Source organism: Sulfurovum sp. (genome assembly GCF_036568385.1).
Classification (GTDB): Bacteria; Campylobacterota; Campylobacteria; order Campylobacterales; family Sulfurovaceae; genus Sulfurovum.
In genome coordinates this window covers 1-15,504 of the sequence record NZ_DATCSP010000010.1, presented here as the reverse complement: position 1 = coordinate 15,504, position 15,504 = coordinate 1, and the positions used below count along the sequence as shown (strand labels likewise).

18 protein-coding genes and 1 rRNA gene are annotated in these 15,504 nt (G+C 44.3%); 12 read left to right on the top strand and 7 right to left on the bottom strand.

What is annotated here, in order from left to right; genetic code table 11:
* Positions 1-18: 18 nt before the first annotated feature.
* From rrf to VIM88_RS00900, 3 genes are all read left to right on the top strand, one after another.
* Positions 19-134 (top strand): 5S ribosomal RNA (gene rrf / locus VIM88_RS00910).
* Between the two features lie 786 nt (positions 135-920).
* Positions 921-2,507 carry a DUF3373 family protein gene (locus VIM88_RS00905; RefSeq protein WP_331860996.1) on the top strand — a complete coding sequence of 529 codons (1,587 nt, stop codon included), beginning with the start codon at positions 921-923 and terminating at the stop codon, positions 2,505-2,507.
* A gap of 216 nt (positions 2,508-2,723) precedes the next feature.
* Entirely contained in the window at positions 2,724-3,722 is a 999-nt protein-coding gene (locus VIM88_RS00900; protein ID WP_331860995.1) for a DUF302 domain-containing protein, read from the top strand.
* A 51-nt stretch (positions 3,723-3,773) separates the two neighbouring features.
* Here the strand turns inward: VIM88_RS00900 and VIM88_RS00895 are convergent, their stop codons facing one another.
* Complete coding sequence (locus VIM88_RS00895; protein ID WP_331860994.1) at positions 3,774-4,211, bottom strand: MOSC domain-containing protein; 438 nt, start codon at positions 4,209-4,211, stop codon at positions 3,774-3,776.
* 134 nt (positions 4,212-4,345) lie between these two features.
* Between VIM88_RS00895 and VIM88_RS00890 the strand changes: the two genes are divergently transcribed.
* The 6 genes from VIM88_RS00890 (at position 4,346) to soxZ (ending at position 9,015) form a co-directional block, all read left to right on the top strand.
* Positions 4,346-4,783, top strand: coding sequence for a hypothetical protein (locus VIM88_RS00890; protein ID WP_331860993.1), 438 nt, complete (start codon positions 4,346-4,348; stop codon positions 4,781-4,783).
* The gene (locus tag VIM88_RS00885) at positions 4,780-5,247 is read left to right on the top strand and encodes a thiosulfate oxidation carrier protein SoxY (protein WP_331860992.1); all 468 of its coding nucleotides are present in this window, start codon (positions 4,780-4,782) and stop codon (positions 5,245-5,247) included. The genes VIM88_RS00890 and VIM88_RS00885 overlap by 4 nt, the downstream gene beginning before the upstream one ends.
* Positions 5,248-5,495: 248 nt before the next feature.
* Positions 5,496-6,845, top strand: a complete 1,350-nt coding sequence (soxC, locus tag VIM88_RS00880) for a sulfite dehydrogenase (protein ID WP_331860991.1) — start codon at positions 5,496-5,498, stop codon at positions 6,843-6,845.
* On the top strand, positions 6,826-8,091 hold the full coding sequence (locus VIM88_RS00875; protein WP_331860990.1) for a c-type cytochrome: 1,266 nt from the start codon (positions 6,826-6,828) through the stop codon (positions 8,089-8,091). Before soxC ends, VIM88_RS00875 begins: the two co-directional genes overlap by 20 nt.
* A 98-nt stretch (positions 8,092-8,189) precedes the next feature.
* Positions 8,190-8,636, top strand: coding sequence for a thiosulfate oxidation carrier protein SoxY (locus tag VIM88_RS00870; protein WP_331860989.1), 447 nt, complete (start codon positions 8,190-8,192; stop codon positions 8,634-8,636).
* A gap of 76 nt (positions 8,637-8,712) precedes the next feature.
* On the top strand, positions 8,713-9,015 hold the full coding sequence (soxZ, locus tag VIM88_RS00865) for a thiosulfate oxidation carrier complex protein SoxZ (protein WP_331860988.1): 303 nt from the start codon (positions 8,713-8,715) through the stop codon (positions 9,013-9,015).
* Between the two features lie 305 nt (positions 9,016-9,320).
* Here the strand turns inward: soxZ and VIM88_RS00860 are convergent, their stop codons facing one another.
* The 3 genes from VIM88_RS00860 to rpsT are packed head-to-tail and all read right to left on the bottom strand — an operon-like array spanning position 9,321 to position 11,180.
* Positions 9,321-9,788, bottom strand: a complete 468-nt coding sequence (locus VIM88_RS00860) for a hypothetical protein (RefSeq protein ID WP_331860987.1) — start codon at positions 9,786-9,788, stop codon at positions 9,321-9,323.
* 3 nt (positions 9,789-9,791) lie between these two features.
* Positions 9,792-10,859: a peptide chain release factor 1 gene (gene prfA, locus VIM88_RS00855; protein WP_331860986.1), complete on the bottom strand. Its 1,068-nt coding sequence runs from the start codon at positions 10,857-10,859 to the stop codon at positions 9,792-9,794.
* 51 nt (positions 10,860-10,910) lie between these two features.
* Entirely contained in the window at positions 10,911-11,180 is a 270-nt protein-coding gene (gene rpsT / locus VIM88_RS00850; RefSeq protein ID WP_331860985.1) for a 30S ribosomal protein S20, read from the bottom strand.
* Positions 11,181-11,399: 219 nt separating this feature from the next.
* On the opposite strand from rpsT, the gene glmM reads away from it, so the two are divergent.
* Positions 11,400-12,737 (top strand): phosphoglucosamine mutase, encoded by a 1,338-nt coding sequence (gene glmM / locus VIM88_RS00845; RefSeq protein WP_331860984.1) that lies wholly within the window; start codon positions 11,400-11,402, stop codon positions 12,735-12,737.
* Entirely contained in the window at positions 12,737-13,186 is a 450-nt protein-coding gene (lspA, locus tag VIM88_RS00840) for a signal peptidase II (RefSeq protein ID WP_331860983.1), read from the top strand. Before glmM ends, lspA begins: the two co-directional genes overlap by 1 nt.
* Positions 13,187-13,203: 17 nt before the next feature.
* Here the strand turns inward: lspA and VIM88_RS00835 are convergent, their stop codons facing one another.
* A complete protein-coding gene (locus tag VIM88_RS00835) occupies positions 13,204-13,980 on the bottom strand; it encodes an inositol monophosphatase family protein (protein WP_331860982.1) in 777 nt (258 codons plus the stop codon).
* Between the two features lie 26 nt (positions 13,981-14,006).
* Here VIM88_RS00835 and VIM88_RS00830 point away from each other — a divergent pair, with 26 nt between their 5' ends.
* Positions 14,007-14,828, top strand: a complete 822-nt coding sequence (locus VIM88_RS00830; RefSeq protein ID WP_331860981.1) for a paraquat-inducible protein A — start codon at positions 14,007-14,009, stop codon at positions 14,826-14,828.
* A 21-nt stretch (positions 14,829-14,849) separates the two neighbouring features.
* On the opposite strand, the gene VIM88_RS00825 is transcribed toward VIM88_RS00830, so the two are convergent.
* Positions 14,850-15,119, bottom strand: a complete 270-nt coding sequence (locus tag VIM88_RS00825) for an HP0495 family protein (protein ID WP_331860980.1) — start codon at positions 15,117-15,119, stop codon at positions 14,850-14,852.
* Positions 15,120-15,138: 19 nt separating this feature from the next.
* The coding region (gene moaC / locus VIM88_RS00820; protein WP_331860979.1) for a cyclic pyranopterin monophosphate synthase MoaC at positions 15,139-15,504 on the bottom strand (366 nt) is incomplete at its 5' end.

The following is a 15,504-nucleotide window of genomic DNA, read 5'->3' as shown; positions in this document are numbered from 1 at the left end:
GGTGTTTATCTTTCTCTTAGTGGTGGGGCTAGAGGGAGGGTCATACCCAGCTCCATTCCGAACCTGGAAGTCAAGCCTCCCATCGCCGATAATACTGCAGGCTACGTCTGTGGAAATGTAGGTCGCTGCCACTTTGAGTTTCTTATCTAACCTTTCTAACTTTATCAATCAATCATCTCTTATCAATATAAGTTTTTTATCTATACTTCGCTTTATTCTCTTTTTATGTTTATTGTCGTGATCCTTCTTTATTTTTTATCTCTTTGTTAGAGTTTTACTTTTAATCATGTTTCTTCTTATTCCTTTTCTTCTTTGTTGTGCAACAAATAAGAAAACGAACCCAAAAGAAGAAAATGCAAATGGCTGCCGCAGAGAATAATCTTTCAGGTTATACAAATTTCTTTGGCTAATTAATTGCCTTTTACTTCTTTTTTAAGATCCAATTCAGTTTTATTGCGTAGTGTCCACTACCCACTACCCACTACCCACTACCCACTACCCAAAAATCACCAATCACCAATCACCAATCACCAATCACCATCCCCCCCCAAACCTTTGATTAACACTTTATTTACTCCTCATTAACTCCCATCATTTATAATGTACTTAGAAAAGGTAACCAACTTTCCCTTTCCAGGAGAATTTGTTTTACTCCTTGTCCAAAACTTGTAAACTTCCTTGTTCCTCTCCTGGATGGTTGCCTTTTACAGAAGAGTCTCCCCCTCCCTTTTTATTCATTTCCCTCGGAGGCTCTTCGCCTGTTTTACTTCTTATGTATATTCCTTTTTATAACATTTATAACATAACATTAACTAGATTCAAAATATTTATAAATTTAACTTTTTTAAGTCTAACATCAGTCTAGTTGGTCTAAACTAACTGTTACATGTTTTGGACAAACATAAATTAAAGGAGTAAACATGAAAAGAATGATCACAGCGTCACTTGTTGCAGCACTTGCAATTACTGGCGTTCAGGCAGAGTCACTAAGCGAAAAAGTAACTTCACTTGAGACAGAACTAGCGAAGGTTAAAAAAGATCTTGACAGACAAAATGACAAGATCAATGAAGTGAAAGCACACGATTCAGGAGATAACATCAAATGGGGTGCGGACATGAGAACATCATTTGACAGCATTAGCTACGATATGGCAGATGGTCGTACTGAAGGTAATGACTTTTTTAGTATGAGACTTTGGCTAAATATGGCCTATGCGCCGGATAGAAACAATGTCTTCAAAGGGCAGCTTTCTATGAACAAAGCATTCGGTGCCAGCTTTGATAACCCTATGAACCGTCCGTATGACGCATTTGACTGGACAACCAATGAAGCATTGACTGATACTACGCTTAGAGTAAGACAGGCATACTGGCTATACCTTGGTGAAAAAGCATTCGGACTAGATATGCCTTGGACCTTCTCTATCGGTAGAAGACCATCCACAAACGGTTTCCTTGCGAATCTAAGCCAAGATGATCCTGCTGCGTCTCCACTGGGGCACATCATTAACGTTGAGTACGATGGTTTGAGTTCCAAGCTTGACCTTTCAAGAGTAACCGGTATCCCAGGTATGTCGATCAAACTATGTGCAGGAAATGGTTCTACCAACGCTGTGCCATTGATCGGTTCTCCTACACCAAATGCTGATGTGGAAGCGAATGGTATGGAAGATATCCAACTTGCTGGATTTATCTTTGAACCATACAATGATGGTCAGTTCGTGACAAAGGCACTATGGTTTAAAGCATGGGATCTTCCTGACCTAAATAATCCAATGGCACAACCGGTAAATCCAGATGGTACATTACAGCTAGATTACGGTGTTATGAGTCAAGTTGGAAACATGGAAGGTGGAGCCTTCTCAGCATTGGTTGACGGTGTGACTGATGACGGTTACTTCTCAGATGTGAAACTATTCGGTTCGATCGCGTATAGTAAAACTGATCCATATGCTGGATCATCTATGCTAGGTTCTGAGGATCAAGAGACTGGTGAGTCTTACTGGGTTGGTGCGTACCTTCCTGTAACAGATGGTGAGAATGACTACGGTAGAGTGGGACTTGAGTATAACCACGGTTCGCAGTACTGGAGACCATTCACGTATGGGGAAGACACGATGGCCGGTTCTAAGATCGCTACCAGAGGTGATGCATACGAAGCTAACTATACGTATCACTTCAATGAAGCACTTAGCATGCAGCTTAGATATGTAAGAATGGACTATGAGTATACAGGAAGCAACGGATTCTTCGGTAGTACGACAGGTTCTGCTATGAAAATTGAAGATGTGAAAGATGGTGCAGCTATGTGGACGCAACTTGGTGGTACTGGTGACCCAACTGATCCATTGAATAGTGCTGCGGTCGTAGGTAATCTTATGGCAGGCGGTATGGATCAAGCATCAGCAGAAGCTGCTGCTGGTCAAATGGCTATGGCTAGTGCAATGTTACCAAACATAGTTGAAACAGCAGAAGACTTCAGATTCTACATCAGATATAGATTCTAAGACCATTTAACAAAGGGGTTTCCCCTTTGTTGATCCTATCTACTGAACTTTTTTTACTTATTCATCTTATTGAAGTTTTGCCTTTGGTTCAGCTATTTTCTTCACAATCAAACCACTTTTTTTCTTTATCCTGCTACATGTGACGTTATTAATTGAAATTAAATGAAGTTCAGTTATAATAATGGCTATTTACAAAAAAACACAAAAGGAACACATATGAAACACTTCACAAAATTGCTACTTGCACTAGTGGTTACTATGGGTCTGGCAACTGGACTGGCTGCAAATGCTGCACCTAAGGCTACACACAATGTAACTATCTATACTGCAGATAACAGCGACGGTAAGATCACCCCTGCGACGATCTCAGAGGCTTTTAAACAAGCAGGTTTTTTCATCAACGATAACAGAGATATGACAGCGCCATGGCTCAAACAGATCAAGGACGGAACAAAAAACTTCACAACACTTGATTTTGATGTGTACAACCTCTTTACGGTATTCAAAAAAGACGTAGTGGTAAAATTGGGTAAGAAGTATCCTAATATCGGTCTTTTCTCTCCTATGAGTATGTCTATCTGGACAAAAAAAGGTGAAAAAACGATCTCTATCTCTTCTTTGAGCGCTGCTGCGATGGCAGAGATCATGGGTGTTCCTGCAGATGATGCAGAGCTTGTAGCCTATGGTAAACTGGTAGAAGATACGATCAAAGCGGCACTTCCTAATGCAAAAGTAGAAAAAGTCTCTTATGAGATGAAGAAGCCGGAAGGTCCGCTTGTTACCACTGCTCAAGGAAAAATGGACCCTGAAGCAGACTGGGAAGAGGTCAAAGACAAATTCCAGGCTGATTTTGAGATGGCATTGATCCCTGCAATGTTCATTAATGCAGGATTTAACGACCTTAACTATGATATGGAAGAGAGCGGACATAGAGCGTATACTTTCTATGATGTATACTCTATCTGTTACCTTGAGGTGATCTATACGGTAGCGAAAGTACGCCCTGAAGCAGGAGCCTTTGCACCTTGTTCACTCTATATGTACCAGAAAAGAGATACGAATACGATGGAGATCGGATTCCCTTCAGTATATAACTGGATAGCATCTTTGGGTATAGAAGAGAAAGAAGCGCGTGACGTGTTGCTCATGGCACAGAAAACGATGGAAGATATCCTTGCAAAGCTTACTGCAAAAACACTTGTTGGTGAAGAGTAGCAGGTAGTGTTTCGGCGGGATCTTTGTCCCGCCTCTCTGAAGGTAATGTTCTTATTTCAAGAGCGTTACCACATCCTCTTTTTTGATCACTCCTCCTTCGATCACCTTAGCAAAAATACCTCTATCATTCTTAAGCAGTGTAGGCAGACTTTCATCTATGTTCGAAAGATGGTCGCACATGGTACAGTTCTGGCTGATCTCCAGGAGTACTCCGCCGATACGCAGCTGATCTCCAGGCAGAAGATGGTAAGGGTTATAGTCCATCAAAATATTTTCTCCCAAAGCACCAAAAGGCATCTCTATACCGTGTTCGTTTGCCAATGCATAACTGGCTTTCGATGTGAGCAGCACGGATCTGTTGATATTGGTATCATGGTATTTGTCTTCTACGATACCCCTGGTATCCAAGCTGAATGACTCTTTTTCAATGCGAGCAGAGGAGCCCTGAACTGATATAAAAAGAGTGGTTACTTTTCCTACGTTTTTCATAAAAGTGTTCCTCGCTATTTTTTTAGCATTGTACCATAAAGATTTTACAGAGGGTGATTTGACCGCCTGTGTCAGAAAACTTAAAGCTCTTTTGTATTATTTTAAATTCAGACTTTATAAAGATAGGATGTTTTGTGAACAGAAGCAATGAAGAAGCGATAGAACAGTTTTACACCCTGGTGGAAGAGTATATGGATAACGGGATGGTGTACAGAGACGCCATTGAGCTGGCGGCGGTCACGGTCGGGGGGCTTATACCGGCCAAGGTGTCGCAGGCGATGGCAAAGTACCAGGAGGCGATACACCCGCAGTCTCAGCTTTCACAGGAAGAGAACAAGGATGCATTGGCGCTTTTGAGTATGGGAGTGTTGTGGGACAATACCTATTTCAGCCCCATAGAGCCCGATGAGACCACACCTTTGGAAAATACATTGGCAGAATCGGTCTACTTTATTATGAAGTATGGCAGAGAAGAGGAGGGGCTTGCCAAAGCACTGGAAGCCAATACAGCCAACGAGGGCGATGTGGCGCTGCGTGCCAAAGCGATACGCAGAGTGCTGGGAAAAGCATGAAACGGCGGCATTTTTTAGCATTGGGTTTCTGTGTCTTCCCCTATATGATCGAGGCCTTGGGAGTGGATCATAGAAAGCGGAAACCTGAGGCATGGAAAGCTTACGGTCTCAATGAGGCAGCGATGGCACTCTATGGAAGAGAGAAGTTCGCAACGATCCAAAAGAGTACCGCCATAGCGCTTAACGTCCCTAGACCCTATGCCGAAGACAGGGAAAATATACCTATTTCCATCCACTCCGCAATGAAGGCCAGAACGGTGGCTGTTTTTCAGGATGCGACTACCAGGAGTCTGGTGGCAGTCTTTCAAGTGGGAGAAGAGGGAATTGTTTCTTATGAACTGAACATACGGATGGATTTTAAAGGTACACTTTTCGTTGTTCTGGAGGGTCTGGACGGGAAATTATATTACACGCGACAGTTCGTAGATATCTTGACAATGAGCTGCATGGCTTCAGGCGGGTAGCTACCTGTTTTAGGGGAAATTAAAGAAAAATCATAAGCTTTTTTTATGCAATATCGGAGTTACTTTTGATGCAATATCAGTGTTACTTTTTGTGGGGTATATTTGTTACAAAGTGAAGATAATTATATCTATTATAAGGATAGTTTAATAATTTTTCCTCTAACTTTTATTTTATTAGTATATAATCTATGGCATATGACAGATTAAGGTAATACCCTTGTCATTTTAAAATTAATCAAGGAGGACGAATGAATAAGCTAGACAAAAAAGAACTTGACGTAGCTTCTGAAGCATCAGAGCAAGTATCAAGAAGAAACTTTTTTAAGAAAACAGCAACTTATTCTATGGGCGCATTAGCGGCGGCTAGTGTTGTAGCACCGGTCAAAATAGACGCAAGTGAGCATATTAAGGCAAACCCGGAGGATGATCCTCATATCATGGAACACAAACCATGGGCGACGAAGTGGGGTGACAGCGTAGAGGTTAACTTGTATGGTCAGCCATCGCCTTACGAGCATATGGTGACCAGAAGAACCACACCTATCCTTTCTTCAGGTAACTACAGAGCATCGATCGCGGTAACACCTATTCAGGATCTTAGCGGTATTATCACACCGAACGGTCTTTTCTTTAACAGACATCACGGTGGTACGCCAACGATCGATCCAAACGAACATAGATTGATGATCCACGGACTGGTTGAGAAGCCGATCGTATTGACGATGGATCAACTGAAAAGATATCCGAATGTAAGCAGAATTCACTTCCTTGAGTGTCCGGCAAACGGCGGACCAGAGTGGAGAGGTCCTCAATTTAACTCTATCCAGTTCGCAAAAGGATTTATGTCTTGTGCTGAGTGGACTGGTGTGTACATCAAAGATATCCTTAAAGACCTTGGTCTTAAGCCGGAAGCACAATGGATGCTTGCAGAAGGTAACGACAGTTCTCACATGGGTAGAACGATCCCTGTAGATAAGGTACTTGATGATGCGATGATCGTCTGGGGACAAAACGGTGAAGCGTTACGTCCGGAGCAAGGGTACCCGATCAGAATCGTTGTTCCAGGTTGGGAAGCGAACCTATGTGTAAAATGGTTGTGTAGACTTGAGTTTGCAGCTGAGCCATACTACGCGAAAGAAGAGACATCTAAATATACGGCGTTGAAACATACAGGTAAAGCGATACAGCACTTCTATGCGAACGAAGTGAACTCTGTGATCACTTCACCATGTCCTGAGAAGCCATGGACAGACCTTAAAAAAGGTGACATGGTAGAGATCGAAGGACTTGCATGGTCAGGTATGGGTACGATCACTACAGTTGATGTATCGTTCGATGGCGGTAAAAACTGGGTAGAAGCATCACTGAAAGGACTGGTACTTGAAAAAGCCTGGACCAGATTCTCACTTATGCATGAATATACAGGTGAGCCAATGCTTCTTTGTTCACGTGCTGCAGATGATGCAGGACACATTCAGCCAAGCGTTAAAAACGAGAGAGCGGCTGTAGGAATCGAAGGTGTATATCATAGAAATGGTATCCACACATGGGAAATAGATGCAAAAGGAGAGGTTACAAATGTACAAATCTTATCATAAAAAAATTGTTGCAAGTACATTGCTTGCATCGGTAGTATTTTTAGGAACTGCTTGTAATGCATCTAATGAGAAAGAGAGCACAACAGAGACAAAAACTGCTGCAGCAGCACCTGCTGCAAGCACGACTACAATGAATACAGAGGGTTTCACTAAAAGAGAGATCGATGCTGTTGGTCCGGCGAATGCCTTGGTGTCCGAGTCGGTGAAGAAAACATACGAGCACAATGGTAAACTAGCTGTTGACGGTGGGGTGATCTACCCGATCGTGAATGGTAAAACAGGTGCGTACCACGTAAACGAAAAGGCCCATAAAACGCCATTCAACAAAGGTAAAATAGCCACTGAGAATGAGCAGAAAGCTTGGGATATCGATGTAATGCCAGACGGTACAGGACTTCCTGAAGGTTCAGGGTCTGTAGAAGACGGTGATTATATTTATGAAGAAAAATGTCTATCGTGTCACGGTGACTTTGGTGCGGGTGTAGGGCTTTATCCAAAATTGACAGCAGGTAACGCGTATAAAGCACAAAAAACACTGATGAATCAAAGAGTAGATCCGGATTCTGACGGTCCTATACGTGTATTTGGTTCAAACTGGCCATATGCAAGTACACTTTGGTGGTACATTAAAACAGGTATGCCTCATCAAGCACCATTGTCGTTAACAGATGACGAAGTGTATGCATTATCTGCCTATATCCTTTACCTTAATGAGATCAAGATCGATGGCGAACTTGTGGATGATGAGTATGTGCTTGACAGAGAGAAGTTCTTAAAGATCGTTATGCCAAACGTGGATGGTTTCGAGCCTGACATCAATGGTCCAAAAGGTCAAGACAATGCACGTGAGTATTACAACAACCCGCTAAACTACGGTAACGGTGTGAGATGTATGACCAACTGTTTTGAAGGTGAGCCTGAAGTACAGAGAATCGGATTCGAGCTTAGTGACTTTACTCCGCCATTGAGTTCTGAAAAAACATTGCCTGAACCAACAGAAGAGGCAGTACCAGGACAGGCTGCTTATGAAGCAAGCTGTGCAGTATGCCATGCTACAGATGCAATGGGTGCTCCGGCAGTAGGCGATAAAGCGGCTTGGGCAGCAGTACTTGAAAAAGGTATCGACACGGTTTATCACAATGCGATCAATGGTATCAATGCAATGCCTCCAAAAGGTGGTGCAATGGATCTTACTGATGAACAGGTGAACGAAGTAGTTGATTATATGATAAATGCTAGCAAATAAGTGTGAATTATCACAATTATTACACAATGCATAAGTAAAATAAGATATTAGGCTGGTAGGACCGGCCTTTTATCTAAGTTATACAGAAAGGAAATAAAATGGATAGAAGAAAATTTTTGAGTTTAAGTATGGTTGCAGCAGCTGTATTGCCTGCAAGTTTATCTGCGATTGATTTCAGAGCTACTAAGCCTGACGCGTGGACTGCACACACTGTTGCGGATGCAATTAAAGCACTTTATGGTGATATCAAACCAGAAGAGAAAGGTGTAAAAGTAAAAGCACCAAAAGTTGCAAGTAACGGTGGAGCGATCCCTGTGACAGTTGAATCTGACATTGATGCTAAAACTGTTGCATTATTCCAAGATGCGAACCCTGAAGCAGCTGTATGTGTATACGATGTGCAAGAGGGCGGGATCGTTGACTATGAGTGTAAGATCAAAATGAAAAAATCTGGAACAATCACTGCGATCGTAGAAGGAAGAGATGGAAAATTCTACGTAGGTAATGTGACACTTGAAGTTGCACTTGGTGGATGTGAAGGTTAATCTTCTCCCTCCAATCAGCTGGATCAGGTTCTAAAACTTATTAGATATAAACAGAAATAGAAAGAAAAGGAATATTATGGCTAACATGAAAATTAAAGCAAGGCTTAAAGGCGATGTTGTAGAAGTAAAAGCTATGGCAAAACATGACATGCTTACATACGATCAAGCAAAAGCAAAAGGAACAGAGGCAAACTTTATTACACATATCACTGCAAAAGCAAACGGTAAAGTAGTGTATGATGTATCTACAAGCCAGTTCTGGTCTAAAAACCCGCAGTTCAAATTTAGCTTCAGAGGTGCAGCTAAAGGTGATAAAGTGGAGATCACTTGGGTTGACCTTAAAGGTAACACCGTTACTGAATCTAAAAAGATCAGATAATCATCTAAACTATCTATACGACCTTCATGGTCGGATAGATAATGCTATTCACTCACCCTGTGCACATTAAAGCACATACAGGATTTTTTCCTGGAAACAGTTGTGTCTCTGCACACACTAAGAAGATCCTTTCATTTTCCCCGAACATACGACCTTATTATTCATCGTCTCCGTACACTTGATATCCATCACTTCTTTACAGACAAAGTACGAAATTCAACCTCTACTGTGTGATTTTACAGGGTGTATTCATAAGGGGTCTTAGATGAGTGTTAATTCTTTCAGGCAGGATCAGAAGCCAACGGTCACTTTTCAAGTGCCTGGTGTACTTCGAACCAGTGCATGACTGTTCTGCTGATCGTGGCTTTTTTTCTCTGGTTGAAGTGCTCTGTGATGTCGAACCCCTCTTTTCCCAAGCCCTCTTTGTATTCATTGATAAATGCGGTATAAAGATCTTCTTTCATTGCAGTGATCTCGTAGGTCACTTTGTCATATACAAGACCATTGCTACGCACCTCTTCCCTTGCCGATTCGTTGAGATTGATGCTTCCGTAACGTTCTTCCTGGGGCAGGGTCATGTTCATTTCTATATAGGCACGCATCGAGGCCAGCATATGTTCCAGCTGCTTCAGAGGAACATCAGAAGATTCTATAATGGTTGCAAGCTCTTTTGTGTATCCCCAGGCTCCGGAAATAGCGAGGTCTGCATCGAAGGCAGACTTGACCACTTCTTTAAGATCATCATCGCTTTGTAGCTGTGTAAAATCGACCATGGTTTAGAGTCCCGCCTCTTGGATCGCTTCAGCCTGTGCGTGCTGGATCAGCGGATCGACCACCAGTTCCAGCTTACCGTTGTTCATGACATCATCCAGGGCATAAAGCGTAAGTCCGATGCGGTGATCGGTCAGTCTGTTCTGGGGGTAGTTATAGGTTCTGATCTTCTCTGAGCGGTCCCCTGATCCGACCTGAAGCTTTCTTTGGCTTGAGGTTTCATCCAGCTGCTTTTGAAGCTCTGCTTCATAGACTCTCGCTTTCAGTACCTTCATCGCTTTGTCTCTGTTCTTGTGCTGGGACTTTTCATCCTGTATGGCTACGACGATCCCTGTAGGGATATGGGTCAGACGGACAGCGGAATCCGTCGTGTTTACCGACTGGCCTCCACAGCCGCTGGAGCGGTAAACATCCATTTTGATCTCGTTCGGCTTGATATCCACCTCTACATCGTCCACTTCAGGGATCACGGCGACAGTGATGGCTGAAGTATGCACCCGTCCCTGTGTTTCCGTATCGGGCACTCTCTGAACACGGTGAGTTCCCGCTTCGTACTTAAGCTTCGAATAGACACCCGCCCCCTTTATCTGGGCGATGAGTTCCTTATACCCGCCGGAGGTACCTTCATTGGTACTCACGAGCTCTATCTTCCATCCCATATGTTCGGCATAGCGTGAGTACATTTTGAAGATATCGGCCACAAAAAGGGCACTTTCATCCCCTCCTGCACCTGCACGCAGTTCAAGGAAGATATTTTTGTCATCATTCTTGTCTTTGGGGATCATCAGGACTTTGATCTCTTCTTCCAATGCAGGGAGCATCGGTTCCAGTTCATGCAGCTCTTCTTTGGCAAGGTCCCCGAGTTCAGGGTCGCCCAGAAGTTCTTTGTTTTCCTGTATGGCATCTGCGGTCTCTATATAGTGTTTCGCTTTCTCTACCAGTGGAGCAAGGTCTGACTGTTCTTTGCTGAGTTCTGTCATGCGTTTCACATCACTTGCGATGTCCGGAGAACTTAGAAGTTCGCTGAGTTCGTTATATCTGTTGATGAATGGTTGAAGTTTTTCTTTGAACATAGATGTTCTTTGTGTTGGATTGGGGTTTTTGTGAAGGTGTATCGAGACTGCTTATGCAGCTTCGATAGCGTTTACCATTTTGTGAAGACGGCTTACTTTTCTTGCAGCAGTTGTTTTTTTAATGAACCCTTTGCTTACAAGTGAATGGATCTGTTTGTTCGCTATTGCGAATGCTGCTGTTGCTGCTGCTTTGTCGGCTGCCGCTACTGCTTCATGTACCGCTTTAGTGATGTTTTTGATTCTTGTTCTGTAGTATCTGTTTCTCTCAGTTCTTACAGCAGTTTGCAAAATACGTTTTTTTGCTGATTTGTGGTGTGCCATGGTGTTTCCTTTTATAGGGTTATTGTTATTACTCCATTCATTAGAGTGAAAATAGTTCGCGAATAATAGCTAAAAAAAGATTAAAGATTTATTAATCTTATCGTACGGTCTCCCAAGTTTCTGTGATCTCGGAGGGGGTTTATGAGGAATGTTAATCAAATTTGCGTTAAAATGAGCCATTCAAATCACTGGGATGAGTATATCCAAAAGGAAATCATTTTGACACTTTTCGGAACAGATGGCGTACGCGGAAAAGCAGGTAAAAAAGTAGGTGCGGTCAGCGCAATGCGTCTGGCGATGGCTGCAGGTATCTATTTTAAGAAAAACGCAAAGACCAATAAGATCTTGGTAGGAAAAGATACGCGACGCAGCGGATACATGATAGAAAATGCTATCGTTTCCGGACTGACCGCTGTAGGGTTTGATGTGATACAGATAGGCCCGATGCCTACGCCGGCGATCGCATTTTTAACAGAAAATATGCGTTGTGATGCAGGGATCATGATATCTGCAAGCCATAACCCCTATTATGACAACGGTATCAAGTTCTTCGATGGGGAGGGCAATAAGCTCAACCGTGAGAGAGAGAAAGAGATCGAGGCCATATTCATGGACGATGCGGCCATTGACAAAGCGCAGGTGACAGACAAGGCCATTGGGAAATCGAAACGTATCGATGATGTGGTGGGCCGCTACATCGTGCATATCAAGAACTCTTTTCCAAGACCGCTTACTTTGGCAGGGAAAAGGGTGGTGATAGACTGTGCCAATGGTGCAGGCTATATCGTAGGTCCTACGATACTTCAGGAACTGGGAGCAGATGTTGTGGTCATCGGGGACAAACCGAACGGATTCAATATCAACGAAGGCTGCGGTGCGATGCACCCTGAACATTTGGCGAAAGCCGTGATAGAGTCCCGTGCGGATGTGGGCATCGCCCTGGATGGTGATGCGGACAGACTGGTGATGGTGGACGAAAAGGGCGAGGTCATCGATGGCGATAAGCTCATGGCGGTGCTGGCCGTACATCTTAAGAATCAGGGTACGCTCAAAGGCGGAGGCATGGTAGCTACCGTGATGAGCAACCAGGGACTGGGTGAGTACCTGAATAAGCAGGGGATCAAGCTGTACCGTTCTGCAGTGGGCGATAAAAATGTGGTTCAAATGATGCAGGAGCATGGGATCAACTTCGGAGGAGAGCAGAGCGGCCATGTGATCTTCTCCGATTATGCGAAGACCGGTGACGGGATCTCCAGTGCATTGCAGGCATTGGCATATCTGGTAGAGACAGATAAAAAGGCAAGTGAAGCGTTCAACCCGTATGAATCCTATCCGCAGCTGCTTGTGAACCTGCTGGTAGATGAAAAAAGAGACCTCGATACGATCGAGGGACTCGATGCCCTGAAGGAAAAGATCGAGAGTCTGGGAATGAGACATCTTTTCAGGTATTCGGGAACAGAGAACAAGATCCGCCTTCTGCTGGAAGGGAAAGATGAAGAGAAGCTTGAAGCGATGATGGAAGAGTGTAAAGCATTTTTCAAAGCAGCATTGGCCTAATGAGAGGATTTACACTTTTTTTTCTGGTCCTCTTGGGCACGTTCCTTATAGACCAGTATATCAAATTACTTTTTGTCGAAGGGTACTACCGTCCGGGCACCTGCATCGATCTGGAGCTTCACTACAACAAAGGTGTCGCTTTTTCGATGTTTGCCTTTCTCGGACCCTACCTTAAGTGGCTCCAGGGCCTGTTGATCCTGGGCATTCTGCTCTTTGTTTATCATGAGGGGTATATCAAGCGTTATGCCTTCCCCGTAGGATTGCTGATAGGCGGTGCACTGGGTAATGTCTATGACCGTTTTGTACATGGAGGCGTGGTAGACTATGTCGCCTGGCATTGCGGTTTTGATTTTGCCGTTTTTAACTTCGCGGATGTGGCGATCGATATAGGGGTCGTCTGGTTGCTGGTGATGATCTACTTCTTTCCTGAAAAACCGGAAACGAAGTGAAACTGTGTCTCCGGGGTTTAGATATTCTCTAAATATTTCAGCAATTGCTGATGCACTTTGCCATTGCTGGCCACAATACTTTTATCATTAAAATCAAATGGTGTATTCTGTACATTGCTGACATGCCCGCCAGCTTCCTGTACGATCAGGATACCCGCGGCGACATCCCATGGTTTTAGATCGATCTCGTAGAAGGCTTCTACCTTTCCCTGGGCAAGATAGCACAGATCGATCGCCGCTGCACCCAGCCTGCGGATATCCTGGATATGGGGAAGCAGGTTGGTCATACAGTCGATCACCCAGCGGTACTCGATGCCCGCATTGACCTTGGCGTAGGGGAATCCTGTGGCGATCAGCGCATTTTGGAGTTTGCTTTGTGTACTCACTTCAAGCCTTTGCCCATTGCAGAAAGTCCCCTCTCCCCGGACTGCCCAGAAAAGTTCTTCTAGGATCGGATTATAGACGACAGCCAGTGTCGGCTTTCCCTGTTCCCAGACGCCAAGCGAGATCGCAAGATGCGGGATGCCGTGAACGAAATTGGTCGTGCCATCGATGGGGTCGATGTAGATCGCCTTCTCATAATGGTAGCTTCCCTGATGGCTCTCTTCACCTACAAGGGTGTAGCCGGGGAATGTTTTCTTGAGTTCACCGATGATAAAGGCTTCGGTTTTGACATCGAATTCGGTGACCAGGTCCACCACCCCTTTGTGGGAGACCTCTTTGTGTGAAGCATACCCCTCTTTGACGATCTTGCCCGCTTCCAGTGCTATCTGCTTTAATGTATCTATATTCATGGTTGCGATTATAGTATAATCTCTCTATGAAGAAAAAGAGTATGATGCTGTTATTGTCCTTATTGGTGATCATCATGGGGTATTTGGGTCTGCAGGCCTATGCACACGCCAAGCAGTATGAACAGCGCACGCAGACACTGGTGATGGATAAGGACCTCTCTGCACAGGCCGAGTACCAGGCAAAAATATGGGCGGAAAAGATCAGTCTGGGATACTATGAGAGTGATAAGCGGCTTCTGCGGGAAGAGATCATCCATGCCCAAAAAGAACATCAGTCAGAAGCGAAGCGTTATACCCTCTATGTGATGGGGGTACTTCTTATGGTCCTGATCGGTTCTTTTTTGGGTGGGTTGAGAGTGTTCACTTTTTTTGGCGGTTTGGCGGCATGGGTGGTATTGACTTTTGGTCTTTTGACTCCTCTGCTGACGGTGACGATCCATAAAGAGTTCGAGTATATCGGCGATGTCGTACTCTCTTTTGAGTCCAAAAGTCTCCTGGGGTCTGTCGTGAAATTATGGGAGAGCGGTGAGATCACCGTAGCCTTGGTGATCCTTCTCTTTTCCATACTCATACCGCTCTTCAAGACGCTTGCTTTGATGTTTGTCGCAGTGGCGATGGAGAGCAGGTACGCTCACGGTATCGTAAAGTTCTTTAAATGGGTAGGGAAATGGTCCATGCTGGATGTTTTCGTGGTGGCCACCCTGCTGGTCTATCTTACAAGCAACGGTTCTGATGTGAGTCATGCGGAGGTACAGGCAGGGCTTTATTTCTTTTTGGCCTATGTGTTCGTCTCTATGCTGGTGAGTTTGGGTGCGGATGAAATGCTGCGCAGAAGAAGGGAGCTGTAGCACCCAGGAGGAGAGGGTGTATCAGATCACCATGTCCACATCGTCATGATCCTGACAGTATTTGAAGATGCGATTTCTCTCTTCCTCTGTGTCTACGACACAACTGGCGTTATAGGTATGAAACTTGCCTGTTCTTGATGAGTTGCCCAAAGAACAGAGGTGCTCTTTCTCTCCCATCGCCTCTTTGATGCATTTCAAAAGCGCTTCCTTGTTTCGGCCTATAAGTTTAAATCCCCATCGCGTAGGGTACTCTATTTTAGGTCTTTCCGGTGTTTTGTCATCCAAGATCATCTCTTCTCCTTATTGAAGCTTATGCACGATTGAAATCGCCGCTTTTTCCGCCGGATTTATTTTCCAGCTGCACATTTCTGATCACCATCCCTTTGTCGATGGCTTTGAGCATATCATAAATGGTGAGCAGCCCCACACTGACTCCCGTAAGCGCTTCCATCTCTACCCCTGTCTGACCATTGAGCTTGGCCGTCACCGTAAGCTTGAAACCCGGCAGTTCAGGAAGTTCTTCTATGTCCGTCTTGACCGAAGTCAGCATCAAGGGGTGACACATAGGAATAAGGGTAGAGGTCTGTTTGGTCCCCTGGATCGCAGCGATGACCGCCGTTTGCAGCACAGGCCCTTTTTTTGCTGTATTTGAGATCACTGCATCATAAGCAGCCTG